Below are 21,367 nucleotides of genomic sequence, written 5' to 3'. Positions count from 1 at the left end.
CCGGGTAGTACCAATTTCGCGTAGTACCGCCGGTCTTCGACCGCAACTGTTCCTATTCGACAAATGGTATGAATTTCCTGTGCTTTACGATAAATAATACCGGACGGCATTTGACCGCAAATAAAGTATTGTGTATACTTTTTTTATTCCGACCGTTCAGTATAAATAAAACGAGAAATAGGTGAAACGATGCCCAAATTAGGAATGGAACCTAAACGCCGAGCAGAGGTCATTAACGCAGCACTGACCTGCATTAGCATTCACGGGATCGATGGCATGACTTTGGATAAGGTTGCCGAATACGCCGATTGTTCCAAGGGAGTAGTGACTTATTACTATAAAAATAAAGATAATCTGACGATCGAAGCGTTCAAGTCTTTCATGGCCTACTATGGACTTAAGATACAGTCGGATATCGATAAAACCATGACGGCCGAAGAAATGATGGACGTTACGTTGAAACACATCCTGCCGCCGTTCCGCGACGATTCGAAAATGAGGATTAACGTATCGCAGCTAGATGGAATTGAAAAGATGTATATTCCGCATGAAGATCAAGCAAGGCTCTTTATACAGTTTTTCTCGAAAGCCGTATTGGATCGTAATTTACAGGAAGTCGTCTCGAAGAGTTATTTGTCCGATCTTCAAGGTATAGCGAAAATTTTCGATTACGGTAAGACGACGGGACAAATGGCAGTAGAAGATTCTCCAAGCGCTGCATATGGGCTGCTGGCGATGGTAGTCGGCCTGAGTTTTTTTAGAGTAACGAACATTCCGCCAACGAACGGCGAAGATAACCGATACATTTGCGACAAGTACGTGAGAAGTTTCGTTGATGGAAATGGAGGAAGATAAGTGTCGGCAATCCCGCGTATCCATGCCGAGTATCCGATGGTGAAAATCCCTGCAGGCGAAATAGCGTTAAGGGACGATCGCATAAAAAAGTTTTGGACGACTCAGGTGAATTCTTTCCTGCTTGCGCCGGTTCCGGTTACGCAAGAGTTATATTTCTCGACAGTACGACAGACAGTTGAACCAAGCGGCAATTGCCAAGCTCCGATCGTGGACGTCTCGTGGAACGATGCCATTCTCTTTTGCAATTTGCTTTCTCGGCAGTCGGGCCTGGAAGAATGTTACTCGGTAAGCGATGATTACGAAAGTGTCGCATGCAACTGGGAGGCGAACGGTTATCGTCTTCCAACGGAAGCGGAATGGCAATATGCGTGTAAAGCCGGGACGGATGGGTACCGTTACGGCGAGCTAAATGAGATCGCTTGGTATGACGAAAACTCCGAGAGCAAGGTACAGGAGGTCGGCAAGAAGCTCCCGAATGAGTGGGGACTTTATGATATGTTAGGAAACGTATGGGAGTGGTGTTGGGATGTATACGACGCGAAAGTATACGGCTCCTATAGAGTATTCCGCGGGGGAAGCTGGGCGGAAGAGGCAAGGGGATGCGGAGCGACTTGCCGGCGCCGGAGCCATCCTACGTTCCGTATCGACGATCTCGGTTTTCGTCTTGCAAGGTCTGTATAAGGGGGTGAATCATCGATATTCCTTGATTTCATTGTTGAAATCCAAAAACGGGTATGGTAAGATGCATTTAATTTACGGATTGGAGTGAAGCGGATAATGTGATTCTTCTTGCTTAGAATAAAGATCAATAAAACGTTAATGCGAGCATTGTTTTGCGCATGTTTTATTCTTTATAAGCAAGAAAGTTACTTATCTTTTCACTCAAACAATATATCCTTATCTAACTCCTTTTAGAGGGTTGGATTAACTGTATTTATTTGAGCTACGGGAAAGTAACTTTCTTGTGGCTCTTTATTTTTTTTAATACAGGAGGATAATTTTATGTCATTAATAAACGTGACAAACCTGACGTTTGCCTATGACGGCAGCTATGATAATGTTTTTGAAAACGTAAATTTCCAAATCGATACCGATTGGAAACTAGGGTTTACGGGGAGAAACGGCAGAGGAAAGACGACATTTCTCCATTTGTTGCTTGGCAAATACGAGTACAGCGGTAAAATTTCAGCAAATGTCCAATTTGAATATTTCCCTTACCCTGTCGAGAACAAGGAATTGAACACCCTTGATGTCATCAACGACATTGTTCCGGACTATGTTCACTGGGAATTCATGCGCGAGCTATCCTTGCTAAAGGTTTCTGAAGATGTTTTGTATCGGCCGTTCGAGTCCTTGTCCAACGGAGAGCAAACGAAGGTGTTGCTGGCTGCCTTGTTCCTTAAGGAAAATAGTTTCCTGTTAATCGATGAGCCGACCAATCATCTTGACATGAATGCGAGATCCGTCGTCAGTCATTATTTGCGCGCCAAAAGCGGATTCATTCTCGTTTCCCACGACAGATATTTTCTCGATCATTGCGTGGATCACATCCTTTCAATCAATAAGACCAACATAGACATACAAAGAGGCAATTTCTCCGATTGGTGGGAAAATAAAACGAGACAAGATCACTTTGAGCTTGCGGAGAACGAAAAGCTAAGGAAGGACTTTAAACGCTTATCGGAATCCGCCAAGCGAACAAGCAATTGGTCGCACGAAGTGGAAAAAACGAAAAACGGAACGTTGAATTCAGGTTCCAAGGTCGATAAAGGGTATGTCGGCCACAAGGCCGCTAAAATGATGAAACGCTCTAAGTCCATTGAAAATAGACAGCAATCCGCCATGGAAGAAAAGTCCAAGCTCCTTAAAAATATCGAAAACTCCGACAACTTAAAAATCGCTCAACTAACCTATCATAAGAACCAGCTTGCCGAGCTTGACCATGTTTCGATTCATTACGGCGAGAAGACGGTTTGCAAGGATATTAGCTTTACGATCGAGCAAGGCGATCGAATTGCGTTAATCGGCATGAACGGTTCGGGCAAATCAAGCATTATTAAACTGATCTGCGGCGAGAATATTCAATATTCCGGCGCTTTCAGAAAGGGAAGCCAGCTTAATATATCTTATGTTTCGCAGGACACCTCGCATTTGCAGGGCAGTTTAACGGACTACGCAAATAACCATGGGATTGAGGAAAGCCTCTTCAAAGCGATTCTAAGAAAACTCGATTTTTCCAGAGTTCAATTCGAGAAGGATATTGCTTCTTTCAGCGGCGGCCAAAAAAAGAAAGTGCTGATCGCAAAAAGCCTTTGCGAAAAATCTCATTTGTTAATTTGGGATGAGCCGCTTAATTTCATCGATATTCTTTCTCGCATGCAAATTGAACAGTTATTGCTTGAATACTCGCCAACGATCCTTTTTGTGGAGCATGACAGCGAGTTTTGCAAAAATATCGCAACCAAGACCGTTCAACTCTAACGGGTATGATTTCCTCTTCGGAGATTGCAAGCTTAAAACCGCGTAAATCGCGGTTTTTTTTTTATTAGGAGAAGGGAAACATTAATAATAGGTTATTTATATTACTTTAAACTTTACAATAGTGTGCGTCACACAGTATACTGAGATCGGGAGCTGATCATATGGCGGATGTGAATGAAACAATTAACGGTTTGTTGAGCGAGCTGAGGCGCGGTACGATCGTCATCGGCGTGCTCAGTCAATTGTCCGAACCGCAGTATGGATACTCTCTTGTCCCGGTATTGGAGGAGAAGGGGGTGGCCGTCGATCCCGGCACCTTGTATCCGTTGCTGCGACGACTGGAGAAACAAGAACTGCTTGAAAGCAAATGGGATACGAATGAAACGCGTCCCCGCAAATACTACTTGCTTAGCCCGTTCGGACGGGAAGTTTATGCGGGATTGTGTCGGGAGTGGCGCAATCTGATCATCAGCATGGATGCCATCATGGAAGAAGCCGAAGGAGGAGAACGGGATGGAAGTAGTTGATCGATATATTTATGCGGTAACGCAACGATTGCCCGAACGACAGAGGGGGGATATCCGGCAAGAACTTCAGGGTTTAATCGAGGATATGCTTGAAGAACGCGCACCGGCGGGGCAGGCTTCCCGGGAGGACGTGGAAAGCGTGTTGCTGGAGCTTGGGAATCCGAATGCGCTAGCTGCCAAATACCGGGGGTATGACCGGTATTTGATCAGTCCGATGATGTTCGAATCGTACGTGACCACGCTCAAAATCGTACTGATTTCGATCTCCGTTGCCATGACCGTGTTGTTTGCAATGGAGACGATCTTCTCGCCTACTGAAATTATGGCACATTTCACGAGTTTTCTTGTATCTCTATTTACGGCCGTAGCCCAGGGCTTCGGTTGGGTCACTGTCATTTTCGCATTGATCGATTACCGACAGCACAAAGTAGGCAATGGCAGTGCCGAGAAAAAAGAGTGGAAGCCGTCAGACTTGCCTGAAATACCGAGTAGAAATACGCATATTAAAATGAGCGATCCGATTGCTAGCATCATCTTCATAGTGCTGTTTACGGTGATTTGCTTATATTCGATCGATTTGCTCGGCATCTGGAGGTTCAACGACGGAGAACGGGTTGTCATTCCTTTTCTGAACGCCGATGCTTTCCAAGACTATTTGCCGATAATATGGATCCTTGCCGCTCTCGGGATCTTGAAAGAAAGCATCAGAATCATCGTGCGTAAAAGGACGGGCAAAATACTTGCTTTCCACGTCGCGATTTCAGTCGCATCAACGGTACTCGTATGCATCGTACTGGCCGATTCAGCCATCTGGAATCCCGATCTCATTCAGCAGTTGGAAGCGGCAGGGATCTTGTCCGCCCGCGGCGAGGGTTACGACACGGTCGTATCGATATGGACCCGCGTGACCGATTGGCTTATCAATATTATTGTATTGTACGCACTGATTGACATCCTGTCCGAAACGTATAGGTGGTACCGGGCAAAAACATCTTCATAATGAAATCTAAGAGGGGACAACGCAAAACTGCGTTCTCCCCTCTTAGATTTCTGCAGGTGTCATTACTGATGTACAGCGTTGGCCGTTTTTAATTTTCGTCAGAAAAAAAGAGTTCACAAACTTGTCACTTATGAGGGGATTATCTCTATCCCTATAATAACAAAGGTAAAAAGAAAGGATGATAGAAAGTGCCGACGAATAAGAGAGAAGATTTTTATTTTGGATTCATGATGGTCTGTGGCATGGTTGTAGTAATGACGTTCTATAATCTCGTTAGAAGTGACTTGATAGGAACGATATCTTGGGATGAAATCCTTATTCAATTGTTTCTAGGTTTCATTGTTGCATTCTTATTGGAATTATTTATTGTTGGTCCTGTTGTAAAGAAAGTAGCTTTTTCCTTACCCTATGATAAATCTAAAAAGGGTTTAGTGATTGTATCCATTTCCTTTTGTATGGTGGTTGGAATGGTTACGTGTATGTCTCTTTATGGTTTGGGGATGACGTATTTTTCTGACGGCTTGAACGGAGAATCGTTGCTTTCTAGTTATTTTTCCATATTTATTAACAACTTTATTTTCGCTTTCCCGCTGCAACTTATGGTAATGGGACCGCTTGTACGGTATTTATTCGGTAAGTTCGTGAAAGGGAGAAGGTTTACGCTCGTCCAATAAGGATCGCGAAAAATAAAGCGCTTGACTTACAAGCGGGATTTTACGGGGGCTTGACAGCCGTATGCTATATTAAAAGGGACGATTTCTAGGAGAACGAGTTTCTCCACCGGACATAGGAGGCACCTTGATGTTTCAGTATAGCAATCAGACTTATGAAAAAATAAACTTCGGCACTCAAGATTTAAGATACGGGGAGCTAATAAGCTGTACATTTGATCGTTGTTCTTTCTCCAACGGAACTTTAGAGGAGATAATGTCTAGCAAATGCCGATTCATTGAATGCGATTTTCGCGGAGCATCGTTAAATGGCTCTATTCATAATGAATCCGCGTTTGAAAATTGTAACTTTAACGGAGCTAATCTATTCGTATCGAAATTCGATAATTGCAAAATGACCGGATCGGATTTCTCCGGCTCGAATATGGATGGGATCACTATCGTTCAAGGCGATTGGTCATATACGAATTTGAGACTGACGAGATTGATTAGGCAGGACTTGCGCGGGGTAAAGTTTCATGAAGCGGATTTGTCGGGAGCCAATTTGGAAAAAGCGGATTTGCGAGATAGCGATCTGACTATGGCGTCTATGGCTAAAGCTAAGTTGCAAGGGGCCGATGTCAGGGGGGCTAAAATGGACGGAGTGGATTTCAAGGCGTTCAGCGTTGCAGGGATGAAAATGGATAGAGAACAAGCGGTTTTGTTTTTGATTTCCCACGGAGCTAAGATAGGTTAATGAGTAACATATACCCTGTACAGTCAAATGGACAGGGTACATTTTTCAATTTACATTAGAAACTTATATAAGTTAGTGATATAATATCATTCATGAACCCTAAACGTAACTTTAACGAGCTGGACGTTAACGACTTCGCCAGGGCAATCGAAGATTTAACGAGGATTTTCATTCGGTTGCCTTCCATTGAAAAGCTAAGTTTCACCACGCTGTCCGTGCTGCACACGCTATCGCGTAAAAGCCCTATGAGGCTGACCGAGTTGATAGCTACCGAACAGGTAACGCAATCCGCCATTACGCAATTGGTGACCCGACTCGAGCGAGACGGGTACGTTAAGCGCCAACCGGATCCGAGCGACGGGCGAGCTGTTCTCGTCCACATCACGCCTCAAGGCGCGGAAATCATTGATTCACGCCGTTTCGATCGGATTACGCAGATCGCCAAACTCTTCGAGGGCTCGCCCCCGAGGAAAAAAAATCCATTGCTGACGCACTGCCTGCATTAAAGAAACTTGCTAAGCTTGGGAACTCTTAACCCACATTCATATCGTCCCTGGAGGCGAAGCCGTGACAGGATCAATTTTCGCGCTTAAACCGACTCCTATCAACGTTCCAGACGATCTGCTCGCAGATCTCAGAACAAGACTGGAATCTACAAGATGGCCCATCGATGCCGGTAACGATGACTGGTTTTACGGAGTCAACCGAAATTACCTTGAAGGTCTCGTAGACTACTGGATCAACGAATATGATTGGCGCAAATCAGAGGCTGCGATCAACGCCTACGAACACTACAAAGTGAGCGTTGATGGCGTACCTGTGCACTTTATGCGCAAGGCAGGGGTTGGACCGAATCCGATTCCGCTTATTCTGACTCACGGCTGGCCGTGGACTTTTTGGCACTGGTCGAAGGTCATCGATCCGCTTGCGGATCCCGGCTCATTCGGAGGCGATCCGGCCGATGCCTTTGACGTTATCGTGCCCTCGCTTCCTGGTTACGGTTTCTCGACGCCTCTGGTTAACAATCCGGACATGAACTTCTGGAAAGTCGCCGATCTATGGCACGTACTTATGACGGAAATCCTCGGTTATGAGAAGTACGCCGCAGGAGGCTGCGATGTAGGCGCCCTAGTGACAGGTCAACTCGGGCACAAATATAGCGAAGAGCTCCACGCGATCCATATTGGTTCTGCGCAAAAACTAAGCTTTTTCAACGGAGATCGCGCATGGGATTTCTCAGGCGGTCGGCCCATTCCCGACAACATTCCCGAGAGCATTCGGACCGACATTCTGAAGCTTGATCGCCGATTCGCGTCTCATCTGGCCGTACACGTACTTGATCCGAGTACTCTCGCCTTCGGGCTAAGCGACTCTCCGGCAGGAATGCTTGCATGGATCCTTGAAAGATGGGCGAGATGGAGCGACAACGATGGGAACGTCGAAAGCGTATTTTCCAAGGACGACATCCTTACGCATGCGACGATCTATTGGGTTAATAATGCTATCGAAACCTCGATACGCGTATATGCTAACGCCAACCGTTATCCGTGGATTCCTTCCCACGATAGATGGCCAGCCGTCGAAGCGCCAACCGGAATCACCTTCGTAGGCTACGAGAATCCGCCGGGGATAACGACGGAACAGCGAGTTCAGAGCTTTCTGGACAGTGACCGCGCGCAATGGTACAACCATATCAATATATCGGTTCATGACCGAGGCGGTCACTTCATCCCTTGGGAAATTCCGGACAAATGGGTTGACGACTTGCGTCGCACCTTCCGTGGAAGCCGATAAGCGAATTGTATGGGACAATCCAATCGATCTCGATTCAGTAAGCCCTGAGTGCTATTCATTGCACTCAGGGCTTTTTCTTTAAGTTCAATCCGGTCCGTTCGATTTCATCCTTGACGATTTGTAAGAGTAGCTGAAGGGAGGAGGCGTGCGGTACGTAGCGGTCGCGAGGTTGCAAGAGGCCGATTGGAATGAAAGGTTCGTTCAACTCCGCATCGATTGTCTCCACTTCTTGGATCAGGGGAGTCGAATCCAGAATGACGCCTACGGAAAGAGTCTGTTTAACGAAATGGGGGATGGCGGAGGTTTGGTTAACCGTATGCAGAAGAGGGGGAACTACTTCGGATCTGGCAAGCTCCTTGGTTAACTGTAAGTAATAAAGGCAAGTAGGTCCCCCTGCGATGACGGGGTACTCTAGAATCTCCCTGAAAGAAACTTCATTTCTAGTGCGTAAAGGATGATTGCAATCCGCGGCAAAAACGATTTTCGTATGATAAAGCGGCTCGAAATAAAAAGAAGACGGATCGGATGGCTCGCCGCAGATAGCGAAATCGAGCTCATCTTGAAGAATAGATTGCGACAAGGAGGCGGTATTCCCCAATACGACCTGACAGGCGATTCTTGGCTTTTGTTCGTGAAATAGTCGCAAGGCGTTCGGAAGCACGGTTTCCATCGCCGATTCGATACCTCCGATGCGCAGACTGCCGATCTCGTCCCGTTGCAACGCCTTGGCTAGATCGGATACTTCGTTCCAATGACGAATCAGTTTATCGATCTCCGAAGCGAATATTCGCCCTGCGGTTGTCAGTTCCGCATCCCAGCCTCGCTTGAAAAGCTGAACGCCTATTTCTTTTTCCAGTCTTTGAATTTGATTCGTTATGGTCGATTGCGCGTAATTCAACTTCTCGGCTGCCCTCGAGAATGTACCCTCTTGAAGAATCGTACGGAAAGCGGTCAGTTCTTTTAAGTCCATTCCGATCACCTCGATCGAATAAATTGATAAAGATTATGATTTAATTCCATTATATAAATTAAAATCGATAGAGTACAATAAGAGTACTCAAGCGAGGAGGGGGAGTAGAAATGCCATTCATTAGAGTTAGTTACTTGGAGCAACAATATGAAGCCAGACAACTGGAACGTATCAGCCAAACCATCATGAATGAATTGGTCCTACACTTCAATGTGCCGGCGGATGACCTATTCCAGGTGTTCCATTCACATAGACCGGAAGAGTTCTACTACAGTCGAAGTTATTTGAACGTTGAGCGAAGCGACGGGCTGCTCTACATTCATATTACGCTCAAATCGGGTAGAACGGTGAAGCAGAAAACTAGCTTCTACGAGGCTCTGGCCGAACATTTATCGAAGGAGCTTACGATGAGAAAAGAAGACGTGTTCATCGTACTCGTCGATACGGAATATGAGGATTGGTCGTTCGGCAACGGATTCGCCCAGATGTTGTAAGATGATTTTACGAGAATCCCCTCAAGGAGGGGCCCTCAATTCTAGTCGAAATTTCATCTGGGATATGTTAGGATAATCGAATGTTATAGATATATTTCCCAACAACGATGGAGGAGTCACGAATGAGATCACGGGTTAATCACATTTTTTTGCTTCTTATCTCCCTGCTGATGGCAGGGAACATGATATTCATATTTAGTCCAAAGGCATCCGCTTCCGTAAGCGTCGACGGCATAACCATGATCGAAGAGTGGGGCAAGAAGGTATATCAAGGAAGACAAGCCGGAACTACCGGTTACGGAAAAGCTGTAGACGATTTGGAAAAACGAATTCGTTCCGTCGGAATGGTTCCGTTCTTCGGAGATGGGCAATATCGACAAAATTACAATGTAGGTACGGCTAACCTAACCAACGAGAAAGTAACATTGAACAATAAATCGTTGAAGCTCATGCAAGATTACATGCCTTATGCTAGATCGGCAGCGGGGAAAGTAACCTTCCGCAACGCGTATTATGCGGGCGCGGGATTGTCCGCGGATTATCCGTCGAAAGTGGACGGATTGGTGATATTCCATTGGTTCGACAAGAACGGGAAGTTTCCGGAAGGAGCGCTAGATCGTATCCAACGGGCTATAACGAATGGGGCAAAAGGCGTCGCGATCATTACGAACGGAGAGTTGAAGGTCGGTAATTATGAGCATCCGCTTAGTGCCGAGAAATTGAACGTACCCGTCCTTTACTTATCCGAGGCTGCCGCCAACAACGCCGGAGTTCCCCGAAATTTCGTACCCGCTTCGCTGAACAAATTCGAAATGCAGATCGACTTGTCTATTGATCGTTCGACTCAACAGGCAGATAACCTTGTAGGCGTAATCCCGGGAAAATCCGAAGAGAAGGCCATTCTCTGGGTGACCAATATAGACGGATTCGGAAGCTTGCCGGACGGGACTTGGTTCGAGAGCGCCAAATCCGGGGCTGCTTCTGCCGCTATGATGCTTGATATGGCTAGCTATTATAAAGAAAATGTACCCGAATACACGATGATATTCGCATTCGTAGGCAGCAAGTGGAAGGCGCAAGAAGGCATTAAGGCGTTGACGGAGAAAATCGATTTTGACCGAATTGCCCTTACGATCGATTTGTACGCGATGGGCGGTAACGGAAAACTAGACGAAATGTTTATTAACTATACGAACCCTTCTGTAGAATCTTTTGCTCAAGCCGTGGCGAAGACGCCTATGCTCAATAACGATTTGGGCAACTCCTTGTCCTCCGTGCTTAAGACGAAGGCGAACAAGCTGTTTCTCATCCGTGATCGGGATACGTGGGTGGACGATTCCTTATCGGATAAGGCCGCTAATATATCCCGGGACCACTATGCGAGCGGAGTAGAATCGCTGATCACTCTTTCCGGCCGAATGATGAAACGTTTGTTGGAGGAAGATCAAATACCGGCTGATTACTCCAATCTGCCGATCTCGAAAGCGACGTTTCAAAATCCTAAAGTGACGCTTAATCATATCTCTACCCGACACTATGACGTTTACGCAGATGACGTCTATATTAAAGAAATCACTCCCGAAGTGCTGAAAGAAATGGAGTCTATCTATAAGAGAGTTGCCAAATATAATTATTATCCGCTTCCGCAAGCGAAAGTCGCGGCCCTATTCATGACGGACGGCAATATGGCCGCGAAAATTTCGGGGAGAAAAGAGTTAGAGGACAATTCCGAGGTCGCCGGCGGGGGATTCGCTAATTACGTTGACGGCAAAATGTACATTTACATGAGAAGCGGTCCTTTTTACGGGACGATCGCCCACGAATTGAATCATGCTCTTGCGTCGGCGAACGGTTTTGCCGGACCTGATTCTTCTATGCTTCAAGAGTGGCAGGGACAGAGTCATTTCGTGCAGTATTTGCAGCCCAAAGGTTCTTATACGAACGATATCGGCATGATCATCGAGCAAAAGTTTTTGGCCCATCATGAAGTTCCTAAGCTAAGGGAGCTTGTCTCCAAATATAAAACCGAATTGGATTGGTCGTGGTTTACGAAAGCGACTACGAATCCGAACGGCCATCTCTATACTTACTACTTGATGGGCTCAATGTATACTTTCTTGGAAGACCAGTATGGAGTGAATGTGGCCAGACGGGCTATGTATCGTAATTATATGGACGTCTCCAACATCCAGAATAATCTCATACAAGAAACGGGACTTTCCTTGAACGCATTCCTGGAAAAATGGAGCAGTTGGATGTTGCAAGCAGAGGCATCATCTTCGACTGCTGGCTCCGCGATCCGCAAGCCGGACAATAACGGATTCGATTACATGCTGCTCTATACGAACCCAGAGCGGAAAGAGGAAGCGGCAGCGCCGAATCAGGAAAGTTCGAACGCTGGCAAGACGATTACGAACGGGACGGTTCGTTATAGCCTTCGCGTAACGAGCAAAGATCTGAAAATCACTTCGTTGAACTTGTACAAGACCAAGGATGGAGCTAGCATTGAAATCGCCTATGAAAGTAATGCCAACCGCTTCATCAGCTTGTTCAATCCTCCGGATGGCGACAAGATAAAGCTGTTTAAGGCGAATGCGATCGCCTCTGGCAAAGGCAAGGCGATTGTGAAGCTGAATAACGCGGAAGTAAAAACGATTCGCAATTTGCCTATGATCACTCTTCGGTTTGGCGAAGGCGAAGATTACGCGTTTGTTAGGAGCGCGGATTATTTGAAAATATTGAAGTGAACGGAACCGCAGAAACCAGGCTCGCGAGCAATCTGGAAATCCGCCGCGACAAACTGGGTGAATAGCGCCGCTATATCCAAGCCATTCGACATAAGGGCGCTCATGTACAAGGTGTACGCGGGAACGGGCGATACGGTACAAGCGGGGACACTTGAAATTACGAACTTCAAATTGAATTTCTAGACACTATTCGTTGAGGCTATCTCCGCGAACATAGTACAAAACAAGTCGCGTAATCGCGGCTTGTTTTGTTTTGCAGTTGACTTTTCCCTTAGGGGAAGGTGTATATGTAGAATTGTAGATAGTATCGATACTTAATACATGTAGACCGTATAAAAAAATCGGATGTACGGAGGCGACTTAGTGTTATCGATCGGAGAATTCTCGAAAATATGCGGAGTGTCTACCAAAACGCTGCGATATTACGATGAAACGGGATTAATTAATCCGGATGAGATTAATCCCGAAAACGGTTATCGCTATTATTCCATCCGACAGCTTAAGAAGATGCTCCTTATCAACCGGTTGAAATCCTATCGCTTTTCCCTGGAAGAAATCAAAGCCATTCTGGGATGGGAAGCCGATCAGTCGGAAGAAAAGCTATGTTCGGCGCTTAATCGCAAGAGAAGAGAAATTCAGGAACAGTTAAATGCTCTAGACTATACGCTACAACAAATGAGTAATGATATTTTTAGTTTGGAGAAGGGCGTACCCCTAATGTCATACATTGACGAGATAGAAGTACAGCTTGTTGAAACCAAGCCCATGAACATTCTGATTACGCGTCAGATGGTCAGCAGTGACGACTATGTTGCAGGATACGGAAAGTATTTCGGCAGGTTATATGAAAGGATTGCTTCAGAAAAGCTGACTCTGCTAGGTTCGCCAATGACTATTTATCACAGTCCTGAATACAATCCCGCCGGCAATGAAACGGAGTTTGCCATCCCGATAAAAGAAGCTGTAAAAGGAACGAGAGATTTGCCCGGAGACCTTTGCGCGAAATCAATATTGAAGGGCTCCTATTCAGAATTGACATCGGTATATGCCAAGCTGAGGGAATGGGTGGAGAATGAAGGATTTGAATTGGTGAAACCGCCATATGAAGTGTATATAACCGACCCTATTCAAGCTGACGTACCTGAGGATATTGTTACCGAAGTTTATTTTCCCGTTAAGAAAAAATAGTAGCGAGACTAAAAACGTCATTTAGAGAGGGAACGATAATGAAGAGAAATAACTGGCCGCATTTAGAGTGGCAAGCCGCAGATCCGACTACCTTGGGAATGGATACCGAAAAGCTTGCAATGCTTGAACCTGTGATTAAATCCGAGTACGGCAATATTAACAGCATTGTCATTGTGAGAAACGGATTTTTGGCTTATGAAAGATACTTTAACGGTTATGGCCCGAAAGTTACGCAACATGTGGCATCCGTAACGAAAAGTATAATCTCTGCTCTCGTCGGAATTGCCATAGAAGCAAATTATATAAATAGCGTAAACCAGAAGGTGCTGGATTTTTTTCCCGAATTCGTTCCGAATGCAGAGGATAAGCAGAAACGAGAAATTACCATCCGACATCTTCTCACGATGACGGCTCCCTATCCGTTCGAGGATTGGCACGAACCGCTGGACAAGTTGTGCATGCAACCGGACTGGGTGAAGTATACGCTGGATATGCTAGGCCATAAAGGGGATATCGGAGCTTTTAAGTATTCCACGGCGGGAGCGCACCTGCTGTCGGCGATCATCACTCGCAGCACGGGAATGAGCGCCCGCGAGTTTGCCAACGAACGCTTATTTAAACCCGTCGGCATGAAACAAATCCCGGATTACGAGATGACATCATTTGAGTTTGACGATTTGTTCGGGAAAAGAGTAAGAGGATGGGTGCAAGACCCGAACGGTAACTCCACGGGAGGTTGGGGACTTACGCTAACGCCTCATGATATGGCGCGTTTTGGCCTTCTTTATGCGAATGGAGGCAAGTGGGACGATCGCCAGGTGTTATCCAAGACATGGATCGACGAGTCGACTGCGATAAACCCTAATCATTACGGTTATTTATGGTGGTTACGAGAAGAAGACGGGGTTAAGGCGAACTTGGCGCTGGGCGATGGGGGTAATGTCATTTGTTGCCTACCGGATGAAGACCTGGTCGTAGCCATTGCATCGGAATTCATGTTTAACCCTCGTGACAGGTGGAACTTGATAAAGGAATGGATAATACCGGCTGTAATCGACCGGAAATAATATTTCTTCGCCGGTTGATTGAGTAAAAGGGCGCCCATTACGGGTGTCCTTTTAATTTTGGCTATGTTAAATTCTAATGTTGATATTTGACCATAAGAAAACCGCCTTGGTTGAATGGCGGTTTATTGAGCTATCGTATCCGTTAGTTCAATCCTTACTATAAACCTAAAGCACCCGTTCGTTTAAGAACACTTAGTTGTACCAATTGAATATTCAATCCCAATTTACAATCACTTATGCATTTACATATAGAATTGTCATCAAAAGAATTGGAATAATAATTCCTAAACAACTACAAACGATACCAGTGATTGCAGTTTTTCTTCCACTTTGTTCGTTAAGCCTTATTTCTTTTAGAGCTACAATACCAATTATTAAACCAATAACACCTAAAATAAATCCAACCAAAAAATATAAAGCAATTGATAGAACCCCTAAAACCAAAGAAATTACAGATTTTTTATTTAAAACTTTTCTCTCTAATATTCCCTCGTTTCTCATCGGCAACCCCCTCCCTAAACATTCACTTTATATATTATTCTTCCATAAAAATCCGATTCATTCTTTAATTAAACTGCCAGTTAGCTTAGCAAAAATAAGCAGAAAGCCGAAGTTTGGTATTTGTATCGGTCACAGTAAACAGGCACGATTTAACCAACATATTTTCTTATTCGATGCGGTATTCTCATATTCCTTGCTGTCTAAGTAACGAAACCAAGCCAAATAATGTTGCAAATATTTGGTTGCAACGCCATTAAAGCGATCCATCCATTTCTTCAAGCGGCTATGGTAGCTGTTTACGTTTTGGATATGGTACACGCCTTTTACACGTTGCTTTCCAGCGGACTTGAAACGGTAATGATCCAAGCCTTTTGAATTCGCATAGGAACTGAATGCCCTCCACGAATCAGTGCATAGCACGTTTGAGTCGGATAAATGACCACCAATCGCCTCATCCAATTTGTTCGTAATTATCAAATATCAACAACAAAGTTTAACAAAGCCTTAATTTTAACCAAGGGACTGAAAAAGAAAGGATTGACATTTTTTAATCGTTATTATTACAATTAAACTTGTTTAATCGTATTTATTACGATTAGAAGCTTGACAGTCTGTCTATCGACCGAGATGAACGAAACGGGGAACGATTGGCTGAACGACTATCATACTGCGGAGGTATATCATGAGAGGAAACGGAAATAAAATCATCTCGAAAAAGCTCACTTTATCGTCTTTAGTAATGGCATTGACAGTGTTTTTGTTCTTAGCGGGTTGCGATACCGGTTCTCCCGAATCCGAAATTGCGTCCAGCTCAAAGAACCCGATAACGGTAAAAGAAGATTTGGTACTTGCCGTGGGTAAAATGGACGGCGGACAGTTTGATCCGAAGAAGGGTTGGGGAATGACGCAAATTCGTCTGACCCATAGTTCGCTATTGACTATCGACTCCGATCTTAATTTTGTCGGGGATCTGGCAAAATCATATACAACAAGCGAGGATGGCTTAACATGGACTTTCCCATTGCGCGACGATGCCAAATTCTCCAATGGCGAACAAGTTACCGCGGAGGATGTCAAATTTACTTATGAAATGCTCAAGGAGGATGGCATTAAATTCGATTTGTCTTTTGTAAAATCGATAGAAGCTTCTGAGAACAACACGGTCGTCATCAAGCTTAACGAGCCGCGCTCCACCTTCGTAAGCCAACTCACGGAGATCGGAATCGTTCCCAAAGCTCATTATGACGATCATTATTCCGATAATCCCATAGGCTCCGGCCCGTACAAAGTGATTCAGTACGACGATGGGCAGCAAGTGATCATGGAATACAATCCCTATTGGTACGGCAAGAAACCCCAGTTCAAAAAACTTACGTTCCTACTCCTCGCGGAAGATGCTTCCCTTGCAGCCGCAAAGGCCGGTGAAGCCGATATCGTCTATGTTCCGCCGACATTCGCGGAGCAAAAGGTGGAAGGAATGTCGCTGCGTACATATGAGAGCATCGATTCCCGTGGAATTATGTTGCCAACCGTGCCAAGCGGCGGAAAAGGGAAGACGAATGATAAAGAAGTAGATATCGGCAACGACGTGACTTCCGATCTCGCTATCCGACAGGCTCTCAATGTCGGTTTAGACCGCCAGAAACTTCTGGATGTGGCGTTAGACGGACATGGTAAAAAAGCGTATTGCCTCTGCGACAATATGCCGTGGTTTAACGAGCAAACGGTTGTCAAGGACGGAGATATTCAGGCTGCTAAAGAAATTCTTGCTAATGGCGGCTGGGCGGATAGCAACTCGGACGGTATCTTGGAAAAAAACGGACGCAAAGCCGAGTTTGAAATGTACTTCAGCTCCAGCGATCAGCTACGCAGCGATCTTTCCTTAGCTGTCGCAGATCAGGCGAGCGAACTCGGTATCCAGATCAACCTGATCGGATCTACATGGGACGAAATTTATGTCAAAGGCAAAACCGCGGCGGTGGCATGGGGCGGCGGCAGGCATCACGCTCATCAGTTGTACTCTATGAACTCCTCTCTGAGGATGAACAAAGGCATCGATAATATGCCTAACTACCGCAATCCAAAAGTGGATGAGTATTTGAATAAAGCGCTCACGGCTACGTCTCAGGAGGAAGCCAACAAGTACTGGAAGCTTGCGCAGTGGGATGGACAAACCGGCTTCAGCGGAATCGGCGATGCGCCGATCGTATGGCTTGTGCGCGTGGACCACTTGTACCTGGCAAATGAAAAGTTGAATCTCGGGAAGCAACCGGTTCACTCGCATGGCCATGAATGGGCATTGTTCGGCAATGTAACAGAATGGACATGGAGTTAGTCTATCATGGCCAAAAGTATCGTTATTCGCCTGATTCGAGTTATGACCTTGCTGATCGGATTATCCATCCTGACCTTTTCTCTGATCTATCTGTCACCGATAGATCCGATCAATGCTTATATCGGAGGCGACGGCTCGGCGTCGCCGGAGCAAATCGAGAAATTGAAGATTTACTGGGGCCTGGACAAAAGCCCCGTGGAACAATACTTTTCTTGGGCCGGAGCGCTGCTGCAGGGCGACTTCGGAACTTCTAAGCTCTATCGCGGTCCAGTCATGGACATTATCCAGAGCCGTTTTCTAACATCGCTTGCCCTAATGGGGACAGCATGGATTCTATCGGGAGTTATCGGATACTTGCTTGGCGTGACGGCTGCTATGAACCGAGGTAAGCCGATTGACAAAATCATTAAATGGTACAGCTACACGCTCGTATCCACCCCGATATTCTGGATGGGGCTCATACTTTTAATTGTTTTTGCCGTGTCGCTTAAATGGTTCCCGGTAGGCTTATCGGTACCTGCCGGGGTGCTGGAAAGCGAAGTGCGGTTTATAGACCGGGTCCATCACTTTGTATTGCCGGCCCTGACGTTAAGCATTTTGGGGGTGGCCAATGTGGCGATGCACTCCCGCGAGAAAATGATCGATATTCTAAACGCGGAGTACATCGTCTTCGCCAACGCAAGGGGTGAAAGCAAGTGGCAAATTTTCAAAAATCACGGCTTGCGCAACTCCATCATTCCTGCGATTACGTTGCAGTTCGCATACTTCGGCGAGCTATTCGGCGGCTCCATGCTCGCGGAACAAGTATTTGCCTATCCGGGGCTTGGCAGCACCTTGACCACGGCGGGATTAAAGGGGGATCTTCCCTTGTTGGTGGGCATTATTTTGATTAGCTCCTTGTTTGTTTTTGCGGGAAATTTGATCGCCGATATTCTGAACAAGGTTGTAGATCCTCGTATGAAGAGGGAGGACTAAGGTGCAGACCCTACAAGATGGTTTCAATGAACGCAAAAAAATGCTTTGGCTGCTTACGTTTTCAACATGTTTTTTGCTCGTAATCGTCATTCTCAGCTATTGGCTAAGCAATGACAATCTTCGCCTCGGGACCGGGAGCAAGAACCTTATGCCAAGTGTTGAACATCTATTCGGAACGGACTGGCTTGGAAGGGATATGTTCACGCGGACCATCAAAGGCTTACGCCTCTCTCTGGCTGTCGGCGCATTTGCCTCTTTGCTAAGCGTTCTAATCGCAATCGTAATGGGAATTTGCGCGGCGATCTTCGGCAAAGCGGTGGATGCCGCTATCTCCTGGATTATCGATTTGTTTATCGGCATGCCTCATCTCGTGTTTATGGTTTTGATCTGCTTCATTGTAGGCGGAGGCATTAAGGGTATCGTTTTGGGCGTATGTCTTACCCACTGGACCGCGCTCGCTAGGGTGGTTCGCTCCGAGGTGCTGCAAATCAAAAGCGCCGAATACATCCAAATTTCCAGAAGCTATGGGAAATCCGCGTGGTATATCGCTAGAAAGCATATCCTGCCGTTTATTTTCCCGCAAATCATGATCGGCTTTCTGTTGATGTTTCCTCATGTGATTTTGCATGAAGCGGCACTGACCTTCTTGGGGTTCGGGCTATCTCCGCAAACTCCGGCCATCGGAATTATCCTTTCCGAAGCCATGAACCATATTTCTACCGGAAAATGGTGGCTGGTCGTATTTCCGGGGTTGCTTTTAGTGGTTGTCGTAAAAAGCTTCGATAGTATTAGCGAGAAGGTTCGTATTTTGATGGAGCCTTCCAGCTCCAATGATTAGAGGGGTGCCTGATGAGTACCGCGCAGAAAAAAACTTTATTGCAGGTGGAAAACCTGTCGATCGAATTTTCTCAATACGTTAAGGGCACGCAAAAACGCATGATCCGTCCCATAACCGAAATGCATGTGGAAATTAATGAAGGAGAAATCGTGGCAGTGGTAGGAGCCAGCGGTTCGGGCAAAAGCTTGTTGGCGCATGCCGTGCTCGGGATACTGCCAGGGAATGCCGTCTGCAGCGGGCGTATCGCGTACCAAGGAGAAGAACTGACGGCTAAGAGAAAAGAACAGCTCAGAGGTCGAGAGATTTCCTTCATTCCCCAGTCCGTAAATTATCTGGACCCTCTAATGCGAGTGGGACGGCAGGTGCAGATAGGGCTTAACAGGAAATCAGCTCAGGCAGAGCAAGAGAAACTTTTTGCCCAATATGACCTGAAGAAGAGCGATGGACGTTTGTTCCCGTTTGAGTTGTCAGGCGGGATGCTCCGCAGGGTATTGTTCGCGACAAGCGTACGAGATGGCGTCAAACTTGTCATAGCGGATGAGCCGACGCCCGGAATTCATCCGGAGGCGCTTTCCGAAATTTTAAGGCAATTGAAGAAATTCGCGAATGACGGCGCTGGGGTCATGCTCATTACCCACGATATGATGTCGGCATTGGAAATCGCAGACAGGGTGGCTGTCATCAAAGACGGAACGACGGTGGAAATCTCGGAAGCGGCGGATTTTCAAGGCAAGGGCGAACGACTTCAAACCGAGTATGCCCGAAGGTTGTGGAGGGCATTGCCGCAAAATGATTTTGATTTGGAGTTTAAGGGGAAGGGGGAGAGATACAATGCATCTGAACGGAGAGAATCTGGGTCACTATTATCATAAAGATCGCTGGATTATTAAGGACATTAACATTTCTGTCGCTCCAGGCGAGGTGTTCGGTCTATCCGGCTACAGCGGATGCGGAAAAACGACGCTTTCCAGAATTTTGGCCGGCTATATTTCTCCCCGTGAAGGTAAAGTCACATTAGGCAATAAGACTATGGAGCCGCGGACTTTTCGTCCGGTACAACTCGTTTACCAGCACCCGGAAAAAGCGATTAACCCGATGTGGCGCATGCGCGATGTATTGATGGAATCTTACGCGCCCTCGCAGGATATTTTGGACGCTTTCGAAATCCGAGAGGAATGGATGAACCGCTGGCCCATCGAGCTTTCGGGCGGCGAGAAGCAGCGCTTCTGCATCGTACGCGCATTGAATCCTTCCACGAAATATATCATTGCCGACGAGATGACCACCATGTTGGATGCGATTACGCAGGCGAAAATTTGGAATTCGTTTATCGGAATCTGCAAGCGCAGAGAAATCGGCGTTATCGTGGTCAGCCATGAAACCAGTCTATTGAATCGGTTATGCGACAATGTATACAAGGTAGGCGTACAGTAAAGCAATACTAAAACGGAAACCGGATTGGATTAATCCGGTTTCCGTTTTCTTTCCTGATAACGAGTATATTAGTGCGTTCTTCCCCTGGTAAAAAGCCAACCGCAGGCAACGAAAACTATAAAAAGCATAAGGTTGAATCCGACGCCCGCCGCCAACGATTCGTTGGCTAACAGGGCATTGAAAAAAGTGACGACGTGAACGCGCAACGAAGGAATCGCCGTTCCGATCGGAATCGCCGCAATGAGCAACGCCCACAGCAGCCAACCGATAGGGTGATAGTAACCGGAGATCAGCATGCTCAAGAGCGCCATCGCCATCAAGTAAAACGCGGTTTGGTAAAGGAAAGAACCCGCAAAGCCAAAGTCATCCCAATGAAACGCTTCGATAAGATCGATAGTGTTCGTGTACTTCCGGATCACGCTCACTTCAAGCGCGAACCATAAAGAATTGAACAAAGCGATGGCTGCCGCGTAGACGGCAAAGACGAATAGAAGTCCCTTAAAATATTGCTCTCGGCTTGCGCCCAAATATACGATTCGTTTGTAATAACTGAGCGGCAGCAAGATAGCGATAATGGGCAAAACGAGAATCAGCATGTTTCCGTCCGAAAGGATAGTGCTTGGGCCGCTGCTGTCGATAAAGAGACTAACTATAAAATCCGTCAGCCTTCCAAGCAGAATTAGAATAATTAAGCACCAGATGTAAATCCTCATTTGCAAATAGGTTGCCTTTAAATGAACGGCCAACGCCATCA

General features: G+C 46.2%; 21 protein-coding genes and 1 pseudogene. 18 read left to right on the top strand and 4 right to left on the bottom strand.

The annotated features are described in order from the left end of the window. Nucleotides 1-189: 189 nt before the first annotated feature. From FPL14_RS00210 to FPL14_RS00170, 9 genes are all read left to right on the top strand, one after another. Complete coding sequence (locus FPL14_RS00210; protein WP_182301134.1) at nucleotides 190-855, top strand: TetR/AcrR family transcriptional regulator; 666 nt, start codon at nucleotides 190-192, stop codon at nucleotides 853-855. 36 nt (nucleotides 856-891) lie between these two features. Further along, nucleotides 892-1,536 (top strand): formylglycine-generating enzyme family protein, encoded by a 645-nt coding sequence (locus FPL14_RS00205; RefSeq protein ID WP_182303772.1) that lies wholly within the window; start codon nucleotides 892-894, stop codon nucleotides 1,534-1,536. 321 nt (nucleotides 1,537-1,857) lie between these two features. Continuing rightward, complete coding sequence (locus tag FPL14_RS00200) at nucleotides 1,858-3,336, top strand: Lsa family ABC-F type ribosomal protection protein (RefSeq protein ID WP_182301133.1); 1,479 nt, start codon at nucleotides 1,858-1,860, stop codon at nucleotides 3,334-3,336. A 161-nt stretch (nucleotides 3,337-3,497) separates the two neighbouring features. Continuing rightward, nucleotides 3,498-3,863, top strand: a complete 366-nt coding sequence (locus tag FPL14_RS00195) for a PadR family transcriptional regulator (RefSeq protein ID WP_182301132.1) — start codon at nucleotides 3,498-3,500, stop codon at nucleotides 3,861-3,863. After that, nucleotides 3,850-4,863: a hypothetical protein gene (locus tag FPL14_RS00190; RefSeq protein WP_182301131.1), complete on the top strand. Its 1,014-nt coding sequence runs from the start codon at nucleotides 3,850-3,852 to the stop codon at nucleotides 4,861-4,863. Before FPL14_RS00195 ends, FPL14_RS00190 begins: the two co-directional genes overlap by 14 nt. Nucleotides 4,864-5,051: 188 nt before the next feature. Further along, nucleotides 5,052-5,537 carry a DUF2798 domain-containing protein gene (locus FPL14_RS00185; RefSeq protein WP_182301130.1) on the top strand — a complete coding sequence of 162 codons (486 nt, stop codon included), beginning with the start codon at nucleotides 5,052-5,054 and terminating at the stop codon, nucleotides 5,535-5,537. A gap of 127 nt (nucleotides 5,538-5,664) precedes the next feature. After that, on the top strand, nucleotides 5,665-6,270 hold the full coding sequence (locus FPL14_RS00180; RefSeq protein ID WP_182301129.1) for a pentapeptide repeat-containing protein: 606 nt from the start codon (nucleotides 5,665-5,667) through the stop codon (nucleotides 6,268-6,270). A 92-nt stretch (nucleotides 6,271-6,362) separates the two neighbouring features. Continuing rightward, complete coding sequence (locus tag FPL14_RS00175) at nucleotides 6,363-6,776, top strand: MarR family winged helix-turn-helix transcriptional regulator (protein WP_229263726.1); 414 nt, start codon at nucleotides 6,363-6,365, stop codon at nucleotides 6,774-6,776. Between the two features lie 61 nt (nucleotides 6,777-6,837). After that, entirely contained in the window at nucleotides 6,838-8,064 is a 1,227-nt protein-coding gene (locus FPL14_RS00170; RefSeq protein ID WP_182301128.1) for an epoxide hydrolase family protein, read from the top strand. Nucleotides 8,065-8,128: 64 nt separating this feature from the next. Here the strand turns inward: FPL14_RS00170 and FPL14_RS00165 are convergent, their stop codons facing one another. After that, nucleotides 8,129-9,034 carry a LysR family transcriptional regulator gene (locus FPL14_RS00165; protein WP_182301127.1) on the bottom strand — a complete coding sequence of 302 codons (906 nt, stop codon included), beginning with the start codon at nucleotides 9,032-9,034 and terminating at the stop codon, nucleotides 8,129-8,131. Nucleotides 9,035-9,144: 110 nt separating this feature from the next. On the opposite strand from FPL14_RS00165, the gene FPL14_RS00160 reads away from it, so the two are divergent. The 4 genes from FPL14_RS00160 to FPL14_RS00145 all read left to right on the top strand — a co-directional run bounded on the left by FPL14_RS00160 (nucleotide 9,145) and on the right by FPL14_RS00145 (nucleotide 14,530). After that, on the top strand, nucleotides 9,145-9,528 hold the full coding sequence (locus FPL14_RS00160; RefSeq protein WP_182301126.1) for a tautomerase family protein: 384 nt from the start codon (nucleotides 9,145-9,147) through the stop codon (nucleotides 9,526-9,528). A 122-nt stretch (nucleotides 9,529-9,650) separates the two neighbouring features. After that, the gene (locus FPL14_RS00155; RefSeq protein ID WP_182301125.1) at nucleotides 9,651-12,275 is read left to right on the top strand and encodes a zinc-binding metallopeptidase family protein; all 2,625 of its coding nucleotides are present in this window, start codon (nucleotides 9,651-9,653) and stop codon (nucleotides 12,273-12,275) included. Nucleotides 12,276-12,638: 363 nt separating this feature from the next. Continuing rightward, nucleotides 12,639-13,463: a MerR family transcriptional regulator gene (locus FPL14_RS00150; protein ID WP_182301124.1), complete on the top strand. Its 825-nt coding sequence runs from the start codon at nucleotides 12,639-12,641 to the stop codon at nucleotides 13,461-13,463. A gap of 38 nt (nucleotides 13,464-13,501) precedes the next feature. Further along, nucleotides 13,502-14,530: a serine hydrolase domain-containing protein gene (locus FPL14_RS00145; protein WP_182301123.1), complete on the top strand. Its 1,029-nt coding sequence runs from the start codon at nucleotides 13,502-13,504 to the stop codon at nucleotides 14,528-14,530. A 234-nt stretch (nucleotides 14,531-14,764) separates the two neighbouring features. Here the strand turns inward: FPL14_RS00145 and FPL14_RS00140 are convergent, their stop codons facing one another. Together FPL14_RS00140 and FPL14_RS00135 are read right to left on the bottom strand one after the other, a co-directional pair. Beyond that, nucleotides 14,765-15,031 (bottom strand): DUF4190 domain-containing protein, encoded by a 267-nt coding sequence (locus FPL14_RS00140; protein ID WP_182301122.1) that lies wholly within the window; start codon nucleotides 15,029-15,031, stop codon nucleotides 14,765-14,767. Nucleotides 15,032-15,116: 85 nt separating this feature from the next. Then, nucleotides 15,117-15,493: pseudogene (locus FPL14_RS00135) on the bottom strand (IS1595 family transposase); the annotation flags it as partial. Nucleotides 15,494-15,713: 220 nt separating this feature from the next. On the opposite strand from FPL14_RS00135, the gene FPL14_RS00130 reads away from it, so the two are divergent. The 5 genes from FPL14_RS00130 (at nucleotide 15,714) to FPL14_RS00110 (ending at nucleotide 20,613) form a co-directional block, all read left to right on the top strand. Beyond that, nucleotides 15,714-17,366, top strand: a complete 1,653-nt coding sequence (locus tag FPL14_RS00130) for an ABC transporter substrate-binding protein (RefSeq protein WP_220471197.1) — start codon at nucleotides 15,714-15,716, stop codon at nucleotides 17,364-17,366. 6 nt (nucleotides 17,367-17,372) lie between these two features. Next, entirely contained in the window at nucleotides 17,373-18,341 is a 969-nt protein-coding gene (locus tag FPL14_RS00125; RefSeq protein ID WP_182301121.1) for an ABC transporter permease, read from the top strand. A 148-nt stretch (nucleotides 18,342-18,489) separates the two neighbouring features. Continuing rightward, nucleotides 18,490-19,179: an ABC transporter permease gene (locus FPL14_RS00120; RefSeq protein ID WP_229263725.1), complete on the top strand. Its 690-nt coding sequence runs from the start codon at nucleotides 18,490-18,492 to the stop codon at nucleotides 19,177-19,179. An 11-nt stretch (nucleotides 19,180-19,190) separates the two neighbouring features. Beyond that, nucleotides 19,191-20,051 carry an ATP-binding cassette domain-containing protein gene (locus FPL14_RS00115; RefSeq protein ID WP_182301120.1) on the top strand — a complete coding sequence of 287 codons (861 nt, stop codon included), beginning with the start codon at nucleotides 19,191-19,193 and terminating at the stop codon, nucleotides 20,049-20,051. Beyond that, nucleotides 20,011-20,613 (top strand): ABC transporter ATP-binding protein, encoded by a 603-nt coding sequence (locus FPL14_RS00110; protein WP_182301119.1) that lies wholly within the window; start codon nucleotides 20,011-20,013, stop codon nucleotides 20,611-20,613. Before FPL14_RS00115 ends, FPL14_RS00110 begins: the two co-directional genes overlap by 41 nt. A gap of 68 nt (nucleotides 20,614-20,681) precedes the next feature. Here the strand turns inward: FPL14_RS00110 and FPL14_RS00105 are convergent, their stop codons facing one another. Continuing rightward, nucleotides 20,682-21,365 (bottom strand): hypothetical protein, encoded by a 684-nt coding sequence (locus FPL14_RS00105; RefSeq protein ID WP_229264034.1) that lies wholly within the window; start codon nucleotides 21,363-21,365, stop codon nucleotides 20,682-20,684. Between the last annotated feature and the right edge of the window lie 2 nt (nucleotides 21,366-21,367).

The sequence above is a fragment of the Cohnella cholangitidis genome, assembly GCF_014107495.1.
Classification (GTDB): Bacteria; Bacillota; Bacilli; order Paenibacillales; family Paenibacillaceae; genus Cohnella; species Cohnella cholangitidis.
This window is presented reverse-complemented; position numbering and strand designations above follow the sequence as displayed.